The sequence below is a fragment of the Pseudomonas avellanae BPIC 631 genome, from assembly GCF_000444135.1.
GTDB classification, from domain to species: Bacteria; Pseudomonadota; Gammaproteobacteria; order Pseudomonadales; family Pseudomonadaceae; genus Aquipseudomonas; species Aquipseudomonas avellanae.
In genome coordinates this window covers 1-23,017 of sequence record NZ_ATDK01000556.1, presented here as the reverse complement: position 1 = coordinate 23,017, position 23,017 = coordinate 1, and the positions used below count along the sequence as shown (strand labels likewise).

The 23,017-nt window shown below is 53.6% G+C and carries 20 protein-coding genes and 1 pseudogene; 9 read left to right on the top strand and 12 right to left on the bottom strand.

Annotated elements, in window-relative coordinates; all coding sequences use genetic code 11:
• The first annotated feature begins 203 nt into the window (after positions 1-203).
• On the top strand, positions 204-3,620 hold the full coding sequence (gmtZ, locus tag DW49_RS0124585; RefSeq protein ID WP_152522422.1) for a gamma-mobile-trio integrase GmtZ: 3,417 nt from the start codon (positions 204-206) through the stop codon (positions 3,618-3,620).
• A gap of 121 nt (positions 3,621-3,741) precedes the next feature.
• A complete protein-coding gene (gene gmtX, locus DW49_RS0124580) occupies positions 3,742-4,338 on the top strand; it encodes a gamma-mobile-trio protein GmtX (protein ID WP_005622282.1) in 597 nt (198 codons plus the stop codon).
• 38 nt (positions 4,339-4,376) lie between these two features.
• Here the strand turns inward: gmtX and DW49_RS0124575 are convergent, their stop codons facing one another.
• The 4 genes from DW49_RS0124575 to DW49_RS0124560 form a co-directional block, all read right to left on the bottom strand.
• Positions 4,377-6,539, bottom strand: coding sequence for a P-loop NTPase family protein (locus DW49_RS0124575; protein WP_005622284.1), 2,163 nt, complete (start codon positions 6,537-6,539; stop codon positions 4,377-4,379).
• 2 nt (positions 6,540-6,541) lie between these two features.
• Complete coding sequence (locus tag DW49_RS0124570) at positions 6,542-6,985, bottom strand: hypothetical protein (protein ID WP_005622286.1); 444 nt, start codon at positions 6,983-6,985, stop codon at positions 6,542-6,544.
• A complete protein-coding gene (locus tag DW49_RS0124565; RefSeq protein ID WP_005622288.1) occupies positions 6,985-7,899 on the bottom strand; it encodes a hypothetical protein in 915 nt (304 codons plus the stop codon). The genes DW49_RS0124570 and DW49_RS0124565 overlap by 1 nt, the downstream gene beginning before the upstream one ends.
• Positions 7,900-8,270: 371 nt before the next feature.
• Entirely contained in the window at positions 8,271-8,726 is a 456-nt protein-coding gene (locus DW49_RS0124560; RefSeq protein ID WP_024421509.1) for a helix-turn-helix domain-containing protein, read from the bottom strand.
• 116 nt (positions 8,727-8,842) lie between these two features.
• On the opposite strand from DW49_RS0124560, the gene DW49_RS0124555 reads away from it, so the two are divergent.
• The 4 genes from DW49_RS0124555 (at position 8,843) to DW49_RS0124540 (ending at position 11,077) form a co-directional block, all read left to right on the top strand.
• Positions 8,843-9,580: a metallophosphoesterase gene (locus tag DW49_RS0124555; protein WP_005622291.1), complete on the top strand. Its 738-nt coding sequence runs from the start codon at positions 8,843-8,845 to the stop codon at positions 9,578-9,580.
• Positions 9,546-9,944: a hypothetical protein gene (locus tag DW49_RS0124550; RefSeq protein WP_229687565.1), complete on the top strand. Its 399-nt coding sequence runs from the start codon at positions 9,546-9,548 to the stop codon at positions 9,942-9,944. The genes DW49_RS0124555 and DW49_RS0124550 overlap by 35 nt, the downstream gene beginning before the upstream one ends.
• Positions 9,945-9,993: 49 nt before the next feature.
• Positions 9,994-10,380 carry a DUF6957 family protein gene (locus DW49_RS0124545; protein ID WP_005622295.1) on the top strand — a complete coding sequence of 129 codons (387 nt, stop codon included), beginning with the start codon at positions 9,994-9,996 and terminating at the stop codon, positions 10,378-10,380.
• A gap of 61 nt (positions 10,381-10,441) precedes the next feature.
• Positions 10,442-11,077 carry an HAD family hydrolase gene (locus DW49_RS0124540; RefSeq protein ID WP_024421508.1) on the top strand — a complete coding sequence of 212 codons (636 nt, stop codon included), beginning with the start codon at positions 10,442-10,444 and terminating at the stop codon, positions 11,075-11,077.
• Between the two features lie 115 nt (positions 11,078-11,192).
• Here the strand turns inward: DW49_RS0124540 and DW49_RS0124535 are convergent, their stop codons facing one another.
• On the bottom strand, positions 11,193-12,413 hold the full coding sequence (locus DW49_RS0124535; RefSeq protein WP_005622296.1) for a HEPN/Toprim-associated domain-containing protein: 1,221 nt from the start codon (positions 12,411-12,413) through the stop codon (positions 11,193-11,195).
• A 94-nt stretch (positions 12,414-12,507) separates the two neighbouring features.
• On the bottom strand, positions 12,508-13,023 hold the full coding sequence (locus DW49_RS0124530; RefSeq protein WP_005622298.1) for a hypothetical protein: 516 nt from the start codon (positions 13,021-13,023) through the stop codon (positions 12,508-12,510).
• Positions 13,024-13,245: 222 nt separating this feature from the next.
• Between DW49_RS0124530 and DW49_RS0124525 the strand changes: the two genes are divergently transcribed.
• Positions 13,246-14,175: a hypothetical protein gene (locus tag DW49_RS0124525; RefSeq protein WP_024421507.1), complete on the top strand. Its 930-nt coding sequence runs from the start codon at positions 13,246-13,248 to the stop codon at positions 14,173-14,175.
• A gap of 31 nt (positions 14,176-14,206) precedes the next feature.
• On the opposite strand, the gene DW49_RS0124520 is transcribed toward DW49_RS0124525, so the two are convergent.
• Complete coding sequence (locus tag DW49_RS0124520; protein ID WP_024421506.1) at positions 14,207-15,076, bottom strand: DUF6216 family protein; 870 nt, start codon at positions 15,074-15,076, stop codon at positions 14,207-14,209.
• A gap of 463 nt (positions 15,077-15,539) precedes the next feature.
• Positions 15,540-16,685 (bottom strand): hypothetical protein, encoded by a 1,146-nt coding sequence (locus tag DW49_RS0124510; RefSeq protein ID WP_005622302.1) that lies wholly within the window; start codon positions 16,683-16,685, stop codon positions 15,540-15,542.
• Positions 16,686-17,103: 418 nt separating this feature from the next.
• Between DW49_RS0124510 and DW49_RS0124505 the strand changes: the two are divergent.
• Positions 17,104-17,331: pseudogene (locus DW49_RS0124505) on the top strand (LysR substrate-binding domain-containing protein); the annotation flags it as partial.
• Between the two features lie 11 nt (positions 17,332-17,342).
• On the opposite strand, the gene DW49_RS0124500 reads toward DW49_RS0124505, so the two are convergent.
• The 4 genes from DW49_RS0124500 to DW49_RS0124480 form a co-directional block, all read right to left on the bottom strand.
• Complete coding sequence (locus DW49_RS0124500) at positions 17,343-18,122, bottom strand: DUF2971 domain-containing protein (protein ID WP_024421503.1); 780 nt, start codon at positions 18,120-18,122, stop codon at positions 17,343-17,345.
• A 126-nt stretch (positions 18,123-18,248) separates the two neighbouring features.
• On the bottom strand, positions 18,249-19,313 hold the full coding sequence (locus tag DW49_RS0124495; RefSeq protein ID WP_005622304.1) for a toll/interleukin-1 receptor domain-containing protein: 1,065 nt from the start codon (positions 19,311-19,313) through the stop codon (positions 18,249-18,251).
• Between the two features lie 326 nt (positions 19,314-19,639).
• A complete protein-coding gene (locus tag DW49_RS1000000132630) occupies positions 19,640-19,888 on the bottom strand; it encodes a type 2 periplasmic-binding domain-containing protein (protein WP_032622172.1) in 249 nt (82 codons plus the stop codon).
• A 278-nt stretch (positions 19,889-20,166) separates the two neighbouring features.
• Positions 20,167-21,945: an SIR2 family protein gene (locus DW49_RS0124480; RefSeq protein ID WP_005622306.1), complete on the bottom strand. Its 1,779-nt coding sequence runs from the start codon at positions 21,943-21,945 to the stop codon at positions 20,167-20,169.
• A 211-nt stretch (positions 21,946-22,156) separates the two neighbouring features.
• Between DW49_RS0124480 and DW49_RS01000000128925 the strand changes: the two genes are divergently transcribed.
• Positions 22,157-23,017, top strand: an 861-nt coding sequence (locus DW49_RS01000000128925) for a hypothetical protein (protein WP_032617707.1), incomplete at its 3' end; no start/stop codon positions are given.

The window sequence follows — 23,017 nt, the reverse complement described above, 5'->3', positions numbered from 1 at the left end:
TACAGATGCCCTATCGAAATGATGACGGAAATGATGTCCAAGCATCATGAGAGTCCATCCCTAACTCAATAGCCGGGTGTTGCACTCAGCCTCTGAAACCGCCCCCTATCAAGGTGTACGCGGGTAAGTGGGTTACTTGGAATGAGTTCTTCGGTATTCCAGAGTTCTATACTTTAAATGAACTACAGAAGGTGGTTCGGGGCTTGGGTTTGACTACTGTCCGCGCTTACCAAAAAGCACGTAAGGCAGACCCAAGGATTCCCGCTCTACCTTCTAAAGTCTATAAAGACTTTCCGGGTATTCCAGTACTTCTTGGAACAGAGGAACCGTCATATAAGACCATCGAAGAAGCCGCTTCAGCATGCTCGCGACTGGAGATTCATAACGCTGACAGTTACAGACGTAAACGTCATCTCGACCCGAGCCTCCCCAAAAGCCCCGCCAAAACATATGGTTGGGCATTTAAAAACTGGGGTCAATTTTTGGGTAGGGATGAGGCTGACATTCGGGATCCAGCAGCTGACGGTTATTACGCTACTATTGACGAGTTTATGGAGGCGGTAAAGCTTCTAGATGTTACGTCTAAGGAAGACTACGCTCGTAAATTTCGCATTGATCCTAAGTTACCTCCCCGGCCTGAAAATACCTACCTCTCTCATTGGAGGGGCTGGGCTCCAATCACGCAATCAAGGACTACCTATTACTGCACGACCTGGCAGCAGGCACGCGAGCTAGCGTTGCCGCACAAGTTCTTCGGAGCAGACAACTATCGAAAGAACTGGAAAGTCGATACGCGTCTACCTGCCGCACCTGATAGGCGTTTCTCCGATTTCCCTGGTTGGCCTACTTTCTTGATGCCTAAAACGTGCAGCAATCTGGATGACCTGAAGCTGGCGATCAAGATCCTCAAGCTGAAGGATAAAAGCGAGTATCAGACAGCTCGCGTCAACTACTCTGTACTGCCGGAGAACCCGGAAGAGGTGTTTGGGCAGGAGTGGAAAGGGTGGCCGAACGCGATGGGGCTGCCAGAGCCTTATTCGTTTGAAGACCTCAAAGCGATCGCTACTCGATACAAATGCAAAACCCGCTCCGACTATCGAGCACTCTGTGTCAAGTTGAAAGATCCGAGGATGCCCTACAATCCTGAGCGGATTTACCAAGAGTGGGTGAATATCTTCGAATTTTTAGAGCAGGATTTACCATTCAGGCTTGAACAGATCTCGGATAAAAGCAAGGGTTGGTACGATGATATCGCGCACTTTGTCAACAATAGCCCTGTGAAAGGTTCGTTGGAACATTCGCTTTGCAAGTTCCTGCGCAATTATGTAGAGCCGAACGATCTTGGCGCCAATGTGCGTGATTTTTTGACAAAAAAGGTGGTCGATACCAAGAAATACCTCAATTTTTTGCAGGCTGAGTCTGATCCGATCATTGGGCGCCGGATCTGGCACGAGGTGAATAAATACCTGAAAGATGCATTGAAGCGTCACTTTACTGAGGAGGATGAAAACGGCTTCGTCTACATCGTGCCTGGTGCATCCAATCCATTGGCCGCTGTTGAATTTATGGGGCAGAGGGAGAAGCCCTCCGAATCCGTCAAGCCGGTTCTCGCCTACCAGTATGTTGAAGAGGCGCGTAACTGGATCATCCCGCGGGAGGCGAAGACGTTCGCGGATCTGAAGAATATCCAGAACTACGACGCTGACTACTATCCTGTAGACAAGGAGCTGATCGACTTCGATGATCCTAATTGCATTTGGCGGGAGTCAGGTGGTGAATACTACCTATGGATTCCGGTCTTCTGGATGGCGCTGTATTGCATGGTCTCGGTACCCGCTCGTGGCCGGCAGATCATGTATAACGACTCGGGAGAGTCAGATGATTACTTCGTCAGATTCGTCGATGGCAAGCCCGACTGGGTGAAAAACCTGGGGCCCTTAGCTAAGCATGGGCGACAGGAAGGCTTTGTGCGACGCGAAATGGACTCAGAGGGTAACCCAGGTTGGGGCATGCACTTTACGAGCAATAAGACCTCCTACGACGGTGCCGGTTACGACGTCCCTTGGATCCCGGAGCCGATGATCTATTGGTTAACGGTGCTGAGGGACTGGCAGCGCAAATACAATCCGATTACCCGTCTAACTCCTTGGGTGGATTGCAGCAAACGTACAGGGCTCTCCAAGAAGAAGCTCGCGCGGAAGGGCTCGAATACTTTTCTGTTCAGAGGGTTCGGCGAGGATCAACCTCCGACCTTCGCCCCATCGCTGACCACACGCTTAGCGGCGGCGCTGTATAACATCCAGCCTAAGAACCTGACGCTGGCAACCTTTGAAGAGGGGGCTCGTCCTAGTGCGCTGACTGCCTACGAATCTCGCTTCACTCCGCACTCCATGCGGGTGAGCCTGATTACCGCGTATGTCGCTGAGTTTGGGATGCCCATCCACATCATCATGAAGATCGCTGGCCATGCCTCCATCGTGATGAGTGTCTACTACACCAAAATTGGTGGTGCAAAGATGCGTCACGCGATGGCAGAGGGTGAGAAGCGAGCCTTGATGAACAAGGCCGTGCACGCTCAATTGATGATTGAGCAGAACCGGATAGATGAATTGAGGCACCAACTGGTTGCGAATAGTGAGGAAGCTCTCGCTGCGCTGATGTCGGGCATGACGGGTACTCAGTTGGTGCGCGACTATGGGATCTGTCCGTATGCAGGCTCACGGTGTGAGGATGGGGGGCCGGCGCTCAATTCGCTTGCTTATGGGGCGACCCCGGCTGGGTATCTAGGCATGCAAAATTGCCCGCGCTGCCGGCATTTCATTACTGGGCCTGTATTCCTCGGTGGCCTGTCTGCGTTGTGGACTGAGATCAGTCTGACCGTGACCTTGGTTTTCGAGCAATACAGCGCTTTGGAAACGCAGACTGCTGAGAACAAGCAGCTGATCCAAGCGCTCGATCGTGAGGAGGTGATGTGCATGAGGGCGGGCATCGAGTTTGATGAGGCGAGGCGGCTTGGGCTAGAACTCGCCAATAGCCGACTGCACGCTGACATGGAGTCACTGGCGACGAAAATGGATTTACACCTGTGTGACATGCAGGCAATTACTCGGTTGATCAATGATTCTCGTGTCGTTTTGAACAACCAGGCTGAGGCGTCAGCAGAAGGAGAGGAGATGCCTTTGCAGCTCATTGCTACCGACCGGAGCGATATCGAGGTTGAGTACGAAGAGACCTCGTTCTACCAGCACTTGAACGAAGTGTGCGTGAACGCCACGATATACCAGTCGTCTTCGGCTCTCATGGCGACCCCACGCCGTTCGCAGATAATCGATCGGATGGCGCAGTTGAATGACCTTCGGCCCAACATGTTCAACCTGAGCGAGAAGGAGCAGTTGATCCTAGGTAACCAGGTAACCGATTTCTTCCTGACTCGGCTTCACAGCTGGAATAAGGTCAATAAGCTGATCTCTGGTGAGCTCTTGATTGATGACTTGCATGGCCCAGATCGTATCTCGAAGCCTGATTTTGCAAGGTTGCTGGAGACGAAGCCATCGCTGAATTCCACGGCTTTGCCCTTCATGGAGCAAACAGAGTCGATCGATTTGGAGGCCTTTGCTTAGTAGTCTGTGATCAAAAAGATCGGGAGAGCGATGCATCGTTGATCGCTCCTTCGGTAAAGTATCTTAACGAGGCGGTCTTCCTGAGACGGCTTTGCCGTTAGTTGGCCAGAGAACGAGAGAAATGACACCTGAGGAAATGCTCGCCTTACTGTGCGAGAAGAACCCGAAGCAGCGAGCTTCGCTTGAAGCGATCTTTGAGGTTTGCCAGGAAATCGTGACGGATAAAAGTACCGATTTCTCCTACGCCAACGTCGCACGGCTCGGAGAGTCGAGAAAGGTGCCGAAGGCGCAGAGCATCGCCAACAGCACCGGTGATAACTACAAGGCGCTCATTAAATGCTTCGCCAATTCCGCAGCCAGTCGCAAAAAGCCCAAGCGACCGCGTCGCGGGGATGCATGGGCCGACGAGATTCAAGATCCGCAATTGCGGTTACTGGTTCAGCAGACCCTCGTCGAGCTAGCTGAGGCGCAGGCTGCTCTCAAAGAAATCCATCCTCCTGGAAAGGTGATCCGGATTGACGACCGCGCGGGCAGCGCACCGGATTTCAAGCTCAACTCTTTAGAGCGGCGTGCGCTTGAGTACCTGCGCTCGAAAGACTTCTTGAATGATTTCAAGCTACAGCACGGCGACGTGGGGGATGTGCTCGACCAAAAGGGTAGGGCAGTCTTCAAGCCCGGCACTCTCGATGCGCTTGAGAAGGTGCTGAAGCTTCTCTGAAACCACTCATGCGGGCAGGCGTCTTAATTCTGCTCGCATTAATGTTCGACAGTGGCGCCACCAGATGTATCTCCACCACCCCGAACCACTCTAGCCCCCAGAAGCACCGAATCACCATCTGGCACAATAGCCTTGTCGCCCAACCGAATCAGGTTGAACTCAACGTTATGGGTGGCTTCAAGGTACGCCGCCTCACTATCGTCGAACGACGCAGCAACGATGCTCTGAAGGCCCCTCTGAGCAGATAGTTGCTGAAGCAGTGCCAGTTGGCTTTTCGTCGCCATGGAGTGCTGTCCTGGCTCATCCATCAAGATGAAGCCTGGGTGATTGCCCTTCACCGTGAAATTCGCCGACGTCACATATAGGGTCAGGATGTAGCTCCAGATCAAGCGAACGAAGTCACTGGCGCTGGATTCCCGTGCGATATTGGAGCTGCTCTTCGAAGTACTGGTAGCCGAGGCGCCTTTCTCTTCGGCAAAGTCCTTTTTGTATATCTCCCTGAGCTCGATTTTATCCAGTTCTGGCAACAGGTTTTCAACGTTGAAACGGATTCCATTCACAGAAGCACTTTGGTAGTCAAAAGAACTCACGTATCCCCGGAACACCTTCGCGAAATAATCGTACTTAGCGATGTCTACATCGGAGTAATGCTCTTTCGGCAGAGCAGCCCTGGCTTCCTGATTCAGTTTGAACTGGGCCGACAGTTGGACAAGGGTCTCCAGTTGAACCTCGTTGCGCTGAACAAACTGCGAAACTTCTTCGATGCTTATCTCAATTTGAAGCTGCTGACGCAGGTTGGCCTTCGATACGACGGCATTTGTGGTGAGGTCAGACTTGAGTGCACGAAGTTTGGCCTTGGAAATACTGATCCGCTTGGCCAGTTCCTCACCGACCACAGTGGTTTCTTTGACCGACTGCTCGATACCGGCAGTATCCCGTTCCAGCATTTTAATCTGAGATTTCAGATAATCGATGTTGGTCTCGATATCCATGTGCGGGGTGCTTTCATGGAGGTCGGTCAGGGAATGGCCGATATTTTGATGGCACGCGGGGCAGACATCGCTGGCCACATCGAGTTTGAGTGAGGCGCCATACTTGATCAGCTTCTGAGCTGCCTGATTTTTGGAGAGTTCTTCTTCTGCTTGCCGTTGGTGGATGGCGTTCGCGTTCCGCGCAGCTCTGTGCAGAGTCAACTCTCCAATGCTGGTCTCGTATGCGACAGTTAGTCCTTGGAGCATAGAACTTTCATTTTCTATGAGTTTCAGCGTTTCGTCAGGCAGGGTGTCCTTCCACTTTGCCTCATCTTGAATCAACTTCTGAAGAGCCAGGATCTGATTGCTTTTGAACTGATCCAGCCCCACCAGGCCTTGAAGTGTGGACTTCTGGTAAGTCACGCTCTCCGGCAAAAAAACCACCACCGGGTTTTTCGGCAGGCCCAGAGCCCTCATCGAGTTTTTCAGGGCATCGCTATTAATTGCACGATAAGTATCTTGCCAAGCGATGCTCAGCTCCTGCGACTCATGATCGAGACGCGCTCGGTTGGCGTCCATCTCAAAGACATTGGTGCCAACCAGGAAGTCGACGATTTTGATCCGGGCTTCCTTCACGCCGAAGTAGGGAAGATTGGCGATATAGTCTGTCCAGCCCCGCTTTTGCTCAATGACCATCGCAGCGAAGATATATTGCAGGTACAGCTTCACCTGCTTGCCGTTCGTATGGGGCACCATGGGCAGCCTGAGCCCAAGGAAGTTCTCCAAATAGGTGTAAAAGCCTTCCCGGATCTGGGCGCTGCCGCCGTCATGGAGGAACCGATATATGACTGGCCCGGACTGGCCTTCACTGAGAACAGCGCACTCCTGGATCTCGACCAGCTTAGGGTTGACGCCGTCCTCCTTGATCTTGCGAGTGACGGTGATCGTCTTGCCAAGCGATTCCAGCTCCAAAATGACCTTAGAGCTCAGAATCGGATACTGAGCGTCCTCAAACTCGACATGATTCTTAAGAACGTAGGTTAGTGCTGCAGCGTTCTGTGCGCCCAGCAGCTCTTCCATCCCCAGAGCATAAAGAATGCTGTGGACGATGCTACTCTTGCCCGACGAGTTCCGACCACGAATGATGTTCAGGTTACGATCGAACTTCGCCATAAAGCCAAACGGGCCGCCGGTGGTTTCGATTGCGATTTTGATACGTTTGATAAACAAGGCTATTCCCATTCCTTGGATATGGTCTTGACCATAGTTTCAGTGATCTTCCTGCCGATCTTCGAAAGTGCGGCCTTCTCTTCGAGCATGACGGTGTCATCGCTCATGATGTCTTTCACCAGCAGTGCCCCTTTGGGCAACAGCTTGAAGCCATTAGGCGTGGGCTCGATCAACCCGTCCCTGTAGGCGAGCTGCAGGGCGATGGACAGAGCGGGGTCGAATCCCCAGACTGGAAGGGTGATTTGGCCGAGTTGCGCAGCAAGGATCAGCGTTTCCATGCGTCGAGGCGTTTTCATTGCCCAGTGCATTAGGTGCAGTTTGACCAGGCTACATTTGCTGCCGTGCCCACAGTGGGACAGGATCAGCAACGCTTGGCTGATCTTGTACATCGGTCTGAGTTCGGTCAGAACCGGCATCGGCCTTACGGTGAAGTTGATCGTTGCCATCAGCTATAAAAGTCCAGTTGGCAGACCGCGAGCCAACGGGCGACTGTTCTGCGCACTATGTCGTCCGTGAGAGTCCCATCAATCAGCAGCTGCTCATCGCCCATCAGCCGATCAGATAGCCGTTCCTTGACCATTTTAACCAGATCGTTAGGGTGACCCGAGGCGGTCAAGCTCCATTCGTCCACGTCTTGCTCAAAGCCGTTGAGGGTTTTCGCGACCTGAAAATATGTCTGGGGCGCTTTTTCGTATAGCGTCTGGAAGAAGCTGTCGTGATCCAGGAACGAGTCCTTGGTTTTGCCGAACAGGGCGGCGGTCGCGTGCTCACCCTTGTAAGACATGCGCAGCTGAGTCTTGCGCTGCAAGTTTTCGTCGTAGGCCGTCGGGTTGCTGTTCACCTTGGGAATGGACTGCTTGTCATGGCCGATGGATATCGGTATTCCGGCAGTTATTCGGTGCTGGTTTATTTCGTGGGTGTAGAACCCGATGTCCTGGACGAGCACGGTGAAATTATCGTCCAAGTGAGGAAGGCCCCAGGCTCTGACCTCATCCTGTTTTTTCTGAGCATGGGTCAGCAAGGCATTGTGGGCAATTTCTGGGGTAATGAAGTACCAGTCTTTGATTTTAGTACCTCCGAGAATGCCCAGAAGGCTGGCCTGGTTGTCCTTCAGCTTCTTGAGGTCTGTAGTGATCTTATCCTGCTGCTTCTTGTTGAGCTCTTTGCGCTGGTAATGCGTGTCGGGGCAGTAACATTGGAAGGCAAGGCCGGTATGCTTGGTAAAGCCTTCAATACCGAAATCGCCTGGCGTAGCAGGGACGTGCTGGTATCCGTCAGCGCCGAATTTCGCCTTCAGGACGAGCTGAAGCGTCGCCTCCCAAGTCGTTCCGTTGAAAGGCCCCATTGGTGTGATAATCAAAAGCTCGCCTGCCTTACCACGCGTATCGATTAGTCCATTTCCGAGGGAGCGAAAGTCGACCTCGGATATCGCATCGGGGTGCAGGGCACCGCGTGAAGCGACGCTATCAAATGGCCAGAGGTAGGTCTACGATTTATAGGAAAATTGATAACTAGCTAGACTGGTTATAAATACAGTGCTGTATTTATAACCACCAATAACCCAAGCCATCAGTATTGGCTCATTCCCTAACATCAGTAGGATGAGTATGAAGAGACAGCTCAGCCTCAACAACTAAAGTGGCTACTACAACTATCAAGTATGCTGACCGCAACGGCTTATACGTAGGTTACAGAGCAATCGCAGCGTCCTGGAAACATGGCAAAGAAGAGTCAGCTCTTGCTCCAGTATTTGTCCACCGTCGATCGGCTAACCCCCAGCTGGCGTACGACCACCATCTTTGCATGCTTTTCAGCCTGAAGCCTCCTCACAGCCTCCTTGGTTTCATCCGCGCGCTTTCCGCGTACACCTCTCACGGCTGATTCCTGTGGCGTGCTGCCAAGAAGGCCGAGTTCTAAATGATTCGCCACCTGGACGTCCCAAACAGCCTTGTAGTCGGATAGCTCATCGCCGCGCAGACGAGCTTCTACCGCCAGTAGCACCTGGCTGGTCGGAACACCGAGAAGCTCACAGAGGGAATGCAGCTTGATCGCCGTGATGGCTTGCTGGCCCTGTTCAACCTTGGCCAGGTGGGGCCTGCTCAATACCTCGGCGCAGGCTTCGCGGGTCAGGCCTGCCGCGACACGAAGCTCGCGCAGCACTTGCCCCAATGTTGACTGAAATCCCATCTCTTGGATGTGCTCACAAAAGAAGAGAATGAAGCCATGCTTTGACGTCTAGCATCGTCAGCGTATACCATTCATTGAGTAAGCATTCCCAATATTCAATAAACGGTAAACGACTCATGCGACTGCTGGCTATGTCAGATCTGCACGTCGAGTTCGAGCCCGTCGAGTTGCCCGATCCATCTTTGTATGACGTCGCGGTTCTCGCCGGGGACATCAACATCAAGGGGCGAAGCTCCGAGTGGGCTGGCGAGCATTTTTCAAAAACGACGATTCTGGTGGCTGGCAATCATGAGTTCTATAAGTCGAGCTGGGACAAAACGCTGGGTCGCTTGAACTCACACAGCGCCCCGCACGTGCACTTCCTGGAGCAGCGCACGCTGACTATGGAGGGAGTACGATTTATAGGTTGTACAGGATGGGCGGATTTTGAAGGCTTGGGGAACGCGCCACTGGCGATGATGGAAGCCCGCGCACTGATGAATGATTACAAAGTCATCCGGGTCGAGCCGAAGTATCGAACCCTGGTGCCTCAGCAAACCCGGCGGGTGGCTCAGCAGTCGCGTGAGTGGCTGCGCAAGGAATTGGAGCAACCTTTTCATGGGAAAACCGTCGTGGTCACGCATTTTCCACCGCTGATGCATTTCGTTCCTGACTTTGGCAAACATCCGCATTTGCGCGCCGCTTATGGCAACAATTGGCAAGATTTTCTGGATATGGAAATCGATCTCTGGGTGTTCGGGCACACACATATGCCGGTCGACCAGACCATTAACGGGATCAGATTTTTGTCCAACCCCAGAGGGTACCCGGGGGAAGGGGTTGATTTCAACAACCAGTGCGTCATCACGCTATGAACAACCGGCGATGGCCGGGCAGAGGATTTTTCCAGTGTATTTTCCACCCCAGCTGATCGCGGCCAATGAAATCACCTTTGAAGGGCCGATCAGTGGCTATTTGCTTGATACTCGCCCAGCAGGCTCAGGCCTCAAGGGGGCCATGTTTTTCGACATCCACGCACGATCTGGCAATGGCGACACCGTCATTACTGACGACATAGCGAAGATGGAAGAAGAGCAGGGCTACACCGTTGCGGTCACGGTAAGGGGCGAACGGTACGTGATCGTGAGCTTCCTGTTGTTTTTGGTCGAGGAAGTGGATGGAGCGGAGCAAACAGTGGTGCTTTCGATGACGCGCAATGCTGCCGGCTCGAACCGATAACCACCGCCTCCAAAATCGTTTTCGTCACCATTTATGGAAAGGAATATCCATGGACTTCGATGTACAGGACATGATCGGCGCCAGCGCTGTGATGTCAGGAAGCAACCTCGGGCTCGAAGAGGCCATTCGGGTCACCCGGGAGAGATTCCCGGATTCTAGTTTTTGCGTGGTCAAAGAGTGGGTTTGGCTCGATCTGGATGCGCCTGCTTTGGTCGTTGACGAGTTGGCTTTGGAGCACAAACAGCCAGTGATGCTGCTGGTCTTCGACGTGCTGTTCGATAGCTCCACGACCTCCAATACTCATTGGTTTCGCTCAACGCCCTTGATTGAGTTTAGCGATGGCATGTTTTTCCAGACAGCGAACAAGCTCTATGTTCTCCTGGGTCATGGCCGGCGCAAGTCGATGGCGCTCTCAGCTGTCGTCAGACTTTTTTGAGCAGCAGTGGGGGCGGTACAGCTATACCCAATGACGGTGTGGCGAGGAAGGGCGAGTCAGAGTGATCGGTGCAGTCGTTTTCGATGCGTTCGGGACTATTGTGAAAATTGGCCAGCGGACAAACCCCTATCGTAAGTTGATTCGCGAAGGCCGACGCCAAGGTGTCGAGCTAAAACCCGACAGCACTCACATCGCGATGACGATGAACGCCTCACTCGATGAGCTGGCATCGGAATTGGGCGTCTCACTCACAGCTTCGAAACGCGATGAGCTGCATCGTAGGCTTGAAGCAGAGGTCTCTTCGATAGAGCCTTTTCCGGACGCCATCCAAGCCATCTCATTATTGAAAGAAGCCGGGGTGAAGACTGGTATTTGTTCAAATCTCGCGAGCCCCTACGGCCCGAAAGTCCGACAAATTTTCCCGCACATGGACGGTTACGCCTTCAGCTTTGAAGCGGGTGTCATGAAACCTGACCCGAGCATTTACCGATTGGTCTGTGATCAGATGGGCGTGGAGCCCGGTCACTATTTCAGTGACAGACCAGGGCGGGTACTCATGATCGGCGACTCACAAAGCTGCGACCGGGATGGCCCGCGCGTAGTGGGCGTTACTGGCTTTCATCTCGATCGGACAGGTCGCGGAAAAATCCATGACCTGGCCCAGTTTGCCGAAATGGTGATAGCAGGAAACGGCTGAAACTTGAGGAGTGACTACGGTCAACGCAAGTTTTGATAGCCAGGTAGACGCCCCTTTGAAACTGCTGTCTTGTCAGGGTGACAGGCCTCGGGAGCTACATCAGATCTGGGCCCAATCAGTCGTCTTCGTCATCCAGCAGCCCATCTTTGATCTGTTTGTCGATGTGCTTTATGGTGGAGTCCACCAGTTCAATGAGTTGCTCCACATCCTTCATAGTGACATTGATGGTCTTACCTTGGACGGTCTTGCCATTGCGATGAACAATGTCGTGGCGTTTCTCCACTGCGCCCATGAGATCAGCCATGTACGCATCTGGAAACTTAGTATCCAGCACCGCCTTGTAAAGCCCTGCAGTCTTATCCAGATTGTGAAAGCTCATGGTATCTATTGCCCGCACGATCTCGTCGTTCAGACCTTCGAGCTTACGGAAGATATCCTGAACACTGATCTTATCCCGGAACGTATCGTTGGTTTGAACAAAGCGGCGCCTGATAGCTTCCCGGGTGAGTACCTGCTTCTTCATGGTGTCCGAAAGATAGGTCTCCATCGCCGTGATGACGTTGGCATAGAGGAGCCGAGCTAACGTTGCATTACCCGGCGACAGAGCCAGGAGAGACTGGGTATCTAATATCGATGTAGCGAATACTTCGTAGAAGGTGGTGCAGTCCTTGTTGTACTCAATGATGTCCTCGAAAGAGTTAGTCCAGCCGCCGCCAATGAGTTCGGTAACATCGAGAACACACTCCGCCTCAGTGGGTAGGATTTCCAGCATCGCTACTGCCATGCTCTCCAACGTCTGGCATGGGAAGCCGGTATCATGGAATGTACCTTCGTCCCAGAACGCGTCCGAATCAAAGAAGATGTCTAGAAGCGGATCCGCGTAGCTCTGCTTGCATTTGTCCCACCGCCAACTCGTTATACCGTCATCAAAGGCAGTCTTGAGGCACTTGAGCCAGTCGGTCAGACCTGAAGACCTGAGGATTGCAGCGCGCGTCGACCGCTCCCTCGCCCAGTCGTCATCAACCTCAGATGGCTCTTCAAGGCTTTCAATTCTCCGAGCTATACACTCGTTGAATTCGCGCTCTAGCGTCTCATGATTGAAACCAGCAAGCTCTAACCGCCTTTGCATGACAGGGCCAGGCACTGCATAGAAATAGTCGGTCTCCTCTTCGTGCTGCTCGTGGGCCTCTGCCTCACACCAAATGAGGGTGTTGCGCTGGGATTTATCGCGAACGCGGATCACGCGATCTTTTTTCCGAAAGCACCACCGATGGTAATAGTTCTTCGTCGATGAAATTGGGTAACCGGATATCGTGACGTAAGCGTAGCTTCCCATGCGCTCTTCCTTGTATTCGGGTTCTGCAATCCCAGTATTGGCCCATGGTGCCGTGTCTATCCTAAAATACCGGCTGTTCGTGCTCGATGAGCTGTCAAGCCCGTCCGTAGCGCTCCAGTATTTTCATCAGTACAGCGTTGGCGTGGGTGAAGTTGTCTAGCTGATCACGAATTTGGTATGCCCACTTTGCACCATGGAAAAGATTATTCTTAAGTCGCCAGACGATCATCAGGACGCATAACATGCTGTCGCGAGGCTCATCATTTCGGCCTTTGATGACGTTGGCTACCAACTCGGGGGAATCGGAAGGGCGGAGGCGGAGGTATTCGAAGTGATAAGTCAGTTCACCGTTCATGCAGTAACGGTTTCTGAAGTAGGCCAATGCTTCTTCATACACCTCAGGGTAGATCACCTCCTCATTGCCCCAACCGTTGACCCGCTCTTCGATGGTTCGGGCCTGGGCAAAGTTGTCCATGACCTGCGCCTCAAAAAGGCTCCAGAGAAAGGAGAAGTCGAAAATGGCCCGGCGATCCCGGTCAGGCAGGTTTTTAAACCCTGGTGCATTCTCATATAGCCACCGTTCACTTGCGCTTTTTTCACCATCATCCATGGTTCAATTCCTGTCGTGTACCAGACCGTGAATGTAAGCTGAAACTGAAAGCAGACGTCGTGAGCATACTATCCCCAGGGGTTGATAGGGGCGCAAGCATGGCTGGGTGGCTATACCCTGGCTGCGATGACCACACCGCGTTCAGCTACGCTCACAGAGATGCGTCACACGGTTTACTGCCGCCGTGCAACGCACTTTTGTCCTCCATACCTGGTGAATGACATGGCCAAGCAGCTGTCCCCCGCAGGAGTCCTGGCGCTCAAAGAAGCCCTATGCTCGGTGTACTGGTATAAATCTGAGCTACGCGGTTTTCTACAGCATTGCCTGTCCACTCCGGTCATCCTCGCCCGCTTCAACTGGGAAAACTACAAACGTCAAATCGCCTCGGACGTTGTCGATTTTCTGTGTGCGAACCCCGAAGCCCATCTCGGTGATCTGACAAAAATCTGTTACGAACTTTGCAGGCTGACCGACTTTTCCCATCTCCAGCGCTTGGAGGATGGCGCCCAAAAGGTGGAGAAGGCCCGAAGCGCCGTCACCCAGCTCAAGTCATTGGTCGAGCCCCACCAAGATGTAAAAAAAGAGCAGGACGAAATCAAGCGCCGGCAGGAAGCTGCTGCCAAGAAGCTTCGGGAGAACGCTGCTGTGCGGCAGAAGCTCCAAGCAATCAATGCCCGTTATCTGGCTCTGATTGGTTCTGAGAGCGCCCAAGCCCGGGGCTTCCAGTTGGAGCGGGTCATGTATGAAGTGTTCGAGCTCTTCGACCTCGACCCTAAAGCTTCCTTTAAAAACCTCGGTGAGCAAATCGATGGAGCGTTTTCCCTGGAGGGAACCGAGTACCTGTTCGAAGCTAAGTGGCAAAAGGAGCCCGTCAACAAAGCTGACCTTGCGATCTTTACCGATAAGGTGAGAACCAAACTGGAAAACACCTTGGGGATCTTTCTCTCCATCAACGGCTTTTCTCCCGATGGCGTTGCCGCGCACCAAGCCGGAGGCGCTTCAATACTGTTGGTCGACGGAGGCGACCTGATGGCAATCCTGGAGGAGAGGATCGACTTCGTAAGCTTGCTGCTCAGGAAAAAAAGACACGCTGCGCAGACCGGGCAGATTTATCTCAGCTACCACCAGATGTTTGCCACTGGGGCTGGTTGACCCCTGAAACACGCCCATTGCCCAAGGAGTTTCACGGCGTGTCGCCAAGCATCACCTTGTCCTTCTTGGCTCTGCCACCCTTGGGCGCATCGCTAATTCGTTTTTGCACGCTCAGCGCCTGCTGCCGCTTGGCGGCCAAGCGCAGCGGCGGGATAGCTATGAAGAAAAACAATACGAAGAAGATGGCACTTGCCCACCGCTGCGACTGCATGGCCTCTTGAATGTAGTCATCACGGTTTCCTAGCACCAAATGGCAGATCACTTGTTTGTCCCACTCCTCGCGCAACGGCTCAGGCGTATCCTTGAAAAGGCAGTAATCGCCTAGCACATGCCAACCACCACCGTTCACCAAGAGCGACGATATCGGGTAGCCCGCACTGTACGCTTGCCCCGAGCCCGCCCAGAAAAGGGTATGGGTCTTCTTCACGTAGAGCAATGCGTAGTCGCTGCCGCTAAATGTACCGGCTATCAAAAACGCGATCGAGGCGAATATTGATCGCCACGCCAGGCCAACCTTCACGACCCATGGCTTGGGAAAGGAAAACTGCAGCGTGTTCGGGTCGAAGTAGGGCACTGATTTGGCAATTTCGCCAACACTGATATTGTGCCGATCCAGCCAAGCGAAGAGCTTATGCATCGCGCGCGACGACGTCAGGTTCAGGCCGAACCAAAGGTTGAGTCGCTGCATGTCCTCAAACGACTTCCAGTGTCGCTGGACACGTTCATCATGGAATGCCTGTGTGCCACCTATGAGGCTCTGGATTCTGTAGAACACGAAGAACAGTGATCGGGTTCTGAACAGCACGAAACAGACCAGTATCAGGAACCCGAAGAGAGGCCCAAATCGCTCGATGAGATCAGCAGCTGCTGACAATGAAGAAAAGTATTTTTGATCCGGCATCGCGACGTCCATGTGCTCAAAATCGCGCAGTCTACGCCGATGTCGCACACTTGCCGACTACCGGCGTTGGATGAGGCTGGCCGGCCACTCTGGCATTTAGCGCCAGTCAAATCGATACCCCATCACCGGAAATTCTCCCTTCATGTTAGGTGATATCCCCCTTCGTGCTTACGGTGCGCACGGTTCTGCAGTCGATCGCTCGCCAGATCAATCACATCAGTATGACCAGTACTCAGATGGCTGCGGCAGTGGAGTAACAGGGCGTGGTGGCTGAGAATATCAACCAGAAGATCACGCACATCGCGGGCCTTGCGAGTGAGAGTACGGCGCAAGCCAAAGTCAGCGATGAAATCTGTGGAAAGATAAGCCAGCTGGCCAATGCCCAGCTGGATCTTTCGGTGTTGTTCAGAGGCTACTATCTAGGGCTTCGTGCTTGCACGGCGACGAAGCCCCTCCGCTCAGATCACGCGTTGTACAGCTGAATGTTGTCCCACCTTGTCTTTGCCATCTTCTCGGGGACGCGTCTTGCGGTCTTGGCGTCGGTCACCAAGCATGCAGCGGAGCGCGAAGGCCATTGGGAGAGTTCCGTGTTGACCAGCTTGGCTGGGCACAGGATAAGAAAGTTGCCCAGGCTGAGCAGGGGGAAGCCTCGAACCACTGGCCGATCCTTGTCGACGGTCACTTCACCCCAATCGGAATCGAAACGCTCTACCGAGTACGTATCGGTGATGAGAAAGGACGTGGTTGTTGTCTCTCTGACACCCATCAAATACGCAGTTCGGTAGACAATGGCCGGGAACGTCCGAGGTGCCATGCTCAGCGTAACGATTGTAAGGATCATGAGCACTGCTGAGGTGTTTCGCACTTTCGCTAACAAGTTGTCCCCAAGCGCAAAGAAGACTACGGCTGGAGCCAGTGCCAAGCAGGAGACGAAGATGGCCAGCGCGGTCAGTTTGACTGTGCTGCCAAAGTCGTCGGGCGTAGGGTAGGTCGATAACACCAGCTGTACGGGGAACACTGCTGACAGCACAGTTGAAAACACCACGATGAAGAGCGGGAGTAAGGCACCGTAGCGGGCCTGCCAAGTTTTGGCCCGTTCAGGTTGGGCCAAATACCCCGCGACATGGATTGCAGCACTGAAGTCTTCCCTGCGCATTAGCATGATGAACACCACAGTCTCCGCCAAGGCCGACGCCAAAACGGTGAGCAACGGGTGGATCTCCAAAACGATGGTGATCATCTGTACGGTGACTCCAACCAATAGCGGCAGCACAAGCATCCTGACCATCTTGATCTGCGCATAGGGTTGTTTGTTAAACAGCGTGGCTCCGGATGCGAAGATCGAGGAGTTCATAGTGAGCACGAACATGTAGGCGACGACCAGGAGTCCGACCAGCAGCATCCAGGGTATGAGAGCGGTCTTAGTGTCCAGCGCCGAAGGGAAAAGTCCGGGAAGACCGATAGCGTTCAGGTACGTGGACAAGATGGCAAAGCCGAAGAGTGTGGCGGCGCCGCTGAGCATTACACTGACGATTATCCAGTGGTCGACTATGCGTTTTAAATTCTTCTTGATGGCTCCATTGGGAATGGAGAACTGTGAAATCGTCATGCAGGACAGGGGCCTTGGCAGCAATAGATGAAGGGAAGAGCTTCACCTCGCATTACAGAATGGACAGGGGAGTCAGATCATTTGAATCTACCATCCGCGAGCCCAGGATGTTACATGGCAACTCTCAGTTTTTGGGAGCGACGCTTGCGCGGTGACAGGTTGCAGACGGCTCTAGTCCGGATGGATGGGAAGTTTCAGACTTGCCATCCCAGACTTCCGGCAGGGCGAGAACATTCAGGTTCACGGCTAAGGACGTCATTTGAAGGTTTCACAGGAACGATGGAGGACGCAGTCGCAACAGTGGACGCAGGGCACAAGCCTTTCTGCATCGTCGCAGAATGGAGAATTATCGAGGTGGACGTCGACGAAGCATTTCGACAGCTCCTTGGCCGAGATGGTCTCTCGCCGCAGATCGTGCACCTGTCGATGCATCACGCTGGCTGGTGGAGGCATCTACTTGCAGCCCAGCTTCATGGTTGCCGAGGATCTTCGCAAAGGTGATCTGGTTGAGATACTGCCGGCATACCGGTCTGTGGAGCTTTGGATCTATGCGGTCTATCCCAGTCGCAAGCACTTGCATCCGAAGGTGCGTGTCCTGATCAACTTTTTAGCGGAGCGCTTTGCGAGCCCCTCTTGGGAAAGCTGATCTGGCCGGACTCAAGTCCGGCGTAGCTGAGAATGCTTGACCGGGCAATGTATGCCGATCGTTTTCAAACGGTTCTCGACGTCCAGCAGTTCACTGTCGGTGGCCTGTGGATGCACTCGAACCTCGCGAATTGCACGCCCAAAATTGCAATTGAGGACAAGACCCCGGCCTTTTCTGCGGATGACGTCGAGGGCCTGTTCGATTCCTTTCTGGGACATGCCTACCGTCATGTGAGGGCTTTCGTGAGTAAGGTACTCCCCATCATGCCCTCCTAAACTTTCGAAGCCTGTAAGCACTGAATATTTGGAAAGGGCGAAGACGAACCGAAACTCTTCTTCTTCATGCCAATCGTGGTGCTTTACGCGCAGGGGCTCATGCAGAGCGCCTGCTTTGAGTGTGTCATCGTAAGTCACAGGATAGGCAACCATGGCGTGTTCTAGTGGCTCTGGAAACGCGTTCATCAGTGCTTGATCATCGGTGAAAAAAACTACGCCGTCCTTGCCATAGGTTTCCCACATTTTTTCGGACTCTTCAATTCCGAGGTACCAGCAACTGAGCAGGTTTTTCTTGCGATCAACTTGCTGAACGCCAAGCATGAGCTCATCGAGTCCAAGGAGGAGTTCGGGGTCGACCCCCTCCACCGTTTTGCGAATGTGAGCGGATAGGAAGGTATGGTCAGACTTCCCTTCCTCAGTGTCGATTTGATCTTCAGCAGCGCTGAAGTACAACCCCTTGTCAGCGAGCAGCCAGTCAAATTTCTCTTTGGTGAAGTACCGCATGATGTTGGGCACGATGACTTTCCTAGTAATTAGAGCTTGGTCTCGTCCTGGTCTGCACATAGACCAGGGTGCGGCTACGAACTGGTGACGTCAAACGACCTTGCGATGTAGCGGCGAATGAGAGCCTTGGCAACGAAGTCAGAAGGATATTTTATCTAGCCGGCGGTCGAGGCGGAGTGCCCAGTAGTCGCTGTTTCCCAATGACAACGTCGTCTCATGCTCTTTTGCGAAATCGTGGCTGATATCGCTCGAAGCGGTCGCGATGAATTTTTTGAGAGCGTGGTATGGTTCAGAAAGCTGCTCGATTCCCGGATGACCGACGTTCAACGTGCAGATGCCCCTATCATCAATCGTGATGTATTCCTGGCCCGCAGCGCGCATCAAATTGTCCGCCAAGTCCTCGTCCTTAAAGCTGTCGGCTTTCACGCTCTGCTGAAGTCCCATTTCCCTGCACACCACGTAAGACACATGCTTGGGGAGCTTCTTTAGCTGAAGACCAAGGTCATGTTCGAGTTGCTCAAGCTGATCCGCCTCACCCGAATACCACCGCTTGATCGCGGCCACGTCATTTTTGTCTTTGGCTTTTTCCAGCTGGGCAATCAGATTCTTTTGTTTCTCCAGCTCGGCTTCTTGGTCGGCCATGTACTGCTTGGCATCCTTCAACTCACTTACAACCTTTGCATGAGCAGCAGGGGACACCTGATTGTCTTTGGGCAATTTCTTGAGGATTTTTGGCAGGTTGTTTAGAAAACCGTCACGCTTGGCCTCCCATCTCGCGGTATTGTTTCCCTTGAGCCCGAGGGCCGCGTCGAGCTGGTCTCGCAACTCGGAAAGTCGCATAGGGTTATTGATCTGCGTGAGTTGCTTGCCAATGAGTACACCTTTGACGTCCTCATAGGTCAGCGGCTGCACCAGCAGAGGGAACAGCTTGTTAGACATTGCCCAGGTCGCGCCCAGCTCGCAGAGGCAAAATTGGGAGGCGAAGTAGTTCGGGGTAATGAGGGCCACGACAGCTTTAGGGGATTGAATTGCCTGCTTAATGTGCTCGACAAAGTCGGCGCCACTGGGGATCCCCAAACCCTCCAGCGAGGAGCAGAAAATCGTGTCTGGCTGAATACCCATGCCCGTCTGCAACAGATCCACGAAGGCATCCGCGAGAGCCTTGTCTTTGACTGCGTGACTGATGAAAATTTCTTTCGACAATTTCGTACTCGTCCCTGGCGATTGTCTGGCTTGATGCGAGAGCTTGGATGGCGAATCTAGCAAAATCAGATCGAGCTATGTAGCCCTCTGCACAGGTTTCCAAGCTGCGTCTTCGCGGGGACTCACCGCGTGCGAGAGCTCCGGCGTCGGGCGGGGAAATGCATGCAAATATTCTCGCTAGCCCTTCAGATGGCCGTGCGCCGACCGCAGCTCTGTCATCAGTTGCACAACCAGGTCTACGAACCATCGGGTGAAGGGATCAGCGTTCAGCTCAAGTCGCCATGCAACGCCAATGGTGAACTCAGGGGACTTTAGGGGCAGCTCTCTCATTTCCAGGCCAGGAATGTTGCGCTGGTGGTCGGGACATTGCACAGCGCGTTGGTTTCCTTGAGCACCAGCGGCAACGTGGAGAATTTGGTGAGCGTCGTCATCACCTCTCGGGTCAGCCCCATCTCCTGCAGTGGGGCGTCAATCTTGCCGGTACCGTCGCCGCGTAGTGACACGAGAATCTGAGGAGTTCGCGGGTACGTTTCCGTATCCAGCGTGCCGCCGAGCTCTAGCCAGAAACCCTCCAAGGTGCCTGCGTGCGTAACGTCTTGGTCATCGCGATGAGCTGGGGGGCATCTCGGTCGATTTGCCAGCGAGTACCGCAAGCTCTTCGAAATTCCCCCAGTGCTGCGCTGCAGCGCAGCACGTCTCAATCGATCGTTTTGACCGAAAACGCCACAGCGGGCATCTACTGCCGCTATGGCTCATTACCCACTTGCAGATTGGCGGCCCCCGAACTTTCCCATCCTTCCCCAGCGCGTCACTTCATGAGCAAGGGATGGATGATCTGCAATCACCATCCAGATCATCCCCAACGAGACGCCTCTTCCAGCCCCTCAAGGTACCGCTTGAGGTAGGTGTCGCTGCGACAGGCAAAGCCCGCTGCGAGTAACGGCGAGCTGAACTCCTCCAAGGAGTACTCATGCATGAAACGATTGGCCAACTGCGAGTGCCAGGAAAGGCGGCCCACACTGATCTGCCGAAATCTGCTATTCAAGATCGCCTCATTGAGCCCGGCTTCATCAATGCCTCGCGCTTGTACAAAGTACAGATGGCTCAAAAATTCGAAGCGTTCGTAAATCAGTTGGGCATCCTGGACACCTGCGAATGTCGGGCCCCATTTTGCGGCATGTACACTAAAGAGTCGGTTGCAAAGGGGCGTCCTGGCAGTCTTCTGGCCTTCCATTGTTTGCCAGTGCTGATGCAGTCCAGTGCCGGACTCTACGTAGGTCGGGGCCAGCTCGATGCCCATCGATATAGGCAATTCACGCCGGTTGATGAGGGCGGAGTCGAAAAGGCGGTGCAGTTCGCTCAAACGGTTGGCACGGGTAAGCCCCACCCCGTATCCATATAGAGCCAGGGCCGCTGGGTAGCACTTCAAACTGAGCCAGTGGACGTAGCCGGCCTGCTGCTTCTGTGCTTCGGCATACAAACCCTTGACGGTATCCAGCACCATCTGAAACTCGCCACCTATACCCCAGCGGCCAAGCGCCGTAAACAGATGAGCCAAAGGCTCCACGGTGGCCTCGAAGCGTAGTACCCACTCTTCGAATGTCTTGCTCGCCACTGCGCTCGGATCTTCAAAAATCGAAGAAAATTCAGAGATCGTCTGCCGTGCTTGGGTCGTCACCAGGTCATCGAGTTGAATACGATGTTCCGGTCGGGCCATGAACCGCTTGGCCATGGCAATGGTCAGTTCGATGCCCGAAGGATTGGATTGGCGGGACTCATGGACGGTTTCAAGCTTCAGATTCAACGCGCCGAAGAAGGTGTCTGCATCGCTCCCGCTCACGACGGTAGCGCGACGGCTTGTGACCAGTTCATGCGCGCGTTCTGACAAGGTGCCCCGCGAGAGCCAATAAGTAGGGGAGCGTCGAGAGGGCGCACGCAGGAATGCCGCTCGCAGGGCATGATCCCATTCCCCAGACCACCCGGCGATGATCAGGCCAAACTCATCGATGATGCGGTCTAACAGCAGCTTGTACTCGGCGGGGTAATCGCCCAGCTCCACATCCGTATTAAGGATTCGGGCATCTTTGTAGTCGCCGTGAATCTTGAGGATGTAACACTGCGCGTGGGTGAGAGGCTCAGCACCTGCCAGGGTGTCGACGGAGCTCACGATCGTAGGCTCGATGCCGACCTCCCGCAGAGCATTTTCCATCAACCTGTCAAAGTTCGTGGTGACGATAACGCGGACGTGGCCAGCTTTGACCATCGCAGCGATAGCATGATGCGCGAGGGTAGGTACCTTGAGCCCATCCTCCAGCTCCTGAGCGGTCGGCTCAAGAAAGCCCTGAACGATCGCCCTGCGTTCACTCTGGGTGCCGGCCATGGTTTCCAGCAACGTGGAATAATTAGGCTGTTTTCCGCCCGATTGAGCCACATACCAGGCGTGCCAATCTTCTTGTTCCCCCGCCCCTGAGGCGATGCCGGCGCGTTTGACAAGCTCCATGGTGATTTCCCAGCCGGTCGGAATGCCTGCTGCGCGAGACACGCCGGAGCCGAGAAGCACTGCATACACGCCCTTGTTCTCGTACATCGAAAAAGCGAGCTGTGTGGTGGGGTCGCTGGCGGCACTGATCATTCGTTAATCCTCGGATTCCTTGAGTACGCTGGACGTTAAGACGCCCAGCAATGTTTTCCTTTGCAATCTACATTGTACCCAGCGCAGCCGGTGCGCGAAGGGCTGTCTATTCGATCATTTGGCGCCTGGCGGGGTATCTGTCGGCCATGGTAAAAACAGATGAATTGCGATCTGGCCGATCAGGGCCTTGGCCATTGGAAAGGGGGTGTGTGTGGCAAGCAACGACGTTTTTTGGTTCAAGCTTGGCGAAAATATAGTCGCCAGTTTTGATGAAGCCAATCTCGTAGACTTCAACTGGAATGACTACGTGAAATATGACCAGGGTCTTGAGCTCAAACTCAAAGCCAGGAATGTTTCGTACGAAAGGGGTGAAGAACGCGATTTCAAGGAATACTCCGAGATTCCTGTCCGGTTAGTCCACTCGAAAGGCGACGCAATCGCCCTCTCGCCGGGGGGCTGGCGCCCATTGGCTTTTATTCCTAACGGCGCAGTTGTTCTGTTTGACAAAAATGCCCTTGGAACGCTCAACAATCACATTGACAAGGATGGAAACGCTCAACCACATGCCATCAGTGTGGTGGTCGATTTCTTCCAGAACAGGGAAATAACAATCGACCCCAAACCCATCCTGCTTGAGGGTAACAACCGGTTTGACAGGCGACTTCCAACACTTGAAGAGATGCGCACGGAGCTTGGTCACTTCATCACCAAGATGCAGGAACGGGCTCCTAACCTGAAAATCAAGGCGACGGACGACTCGCTTCCTCGGTTGCAACAGGCCAGCGCTGTGTTCTTCCAGGGCCTGGAGGAAATTCTTAAGTTCATCGATGCGGTTTACAAAAAGTGCGAGTCTGGCCACAAACTTCCTCAGAACCTGGAGGGCTTCAAGGAAGTTTTCGGCTTGGCCAAGGCGGTGGGCGTAAAAGGGGTTCATCTGATATTTGCAGCCATCGTCTTCAAAGCGGTAACGGGCGACAAGAACAACCCCATTCTCAAGTTATTGAAGTTCAATAAGCCGAAGTTCATCGAAGAAGGTCTGGCCTTCAATGGTGGTATCCGTCCGGCCAAGTCA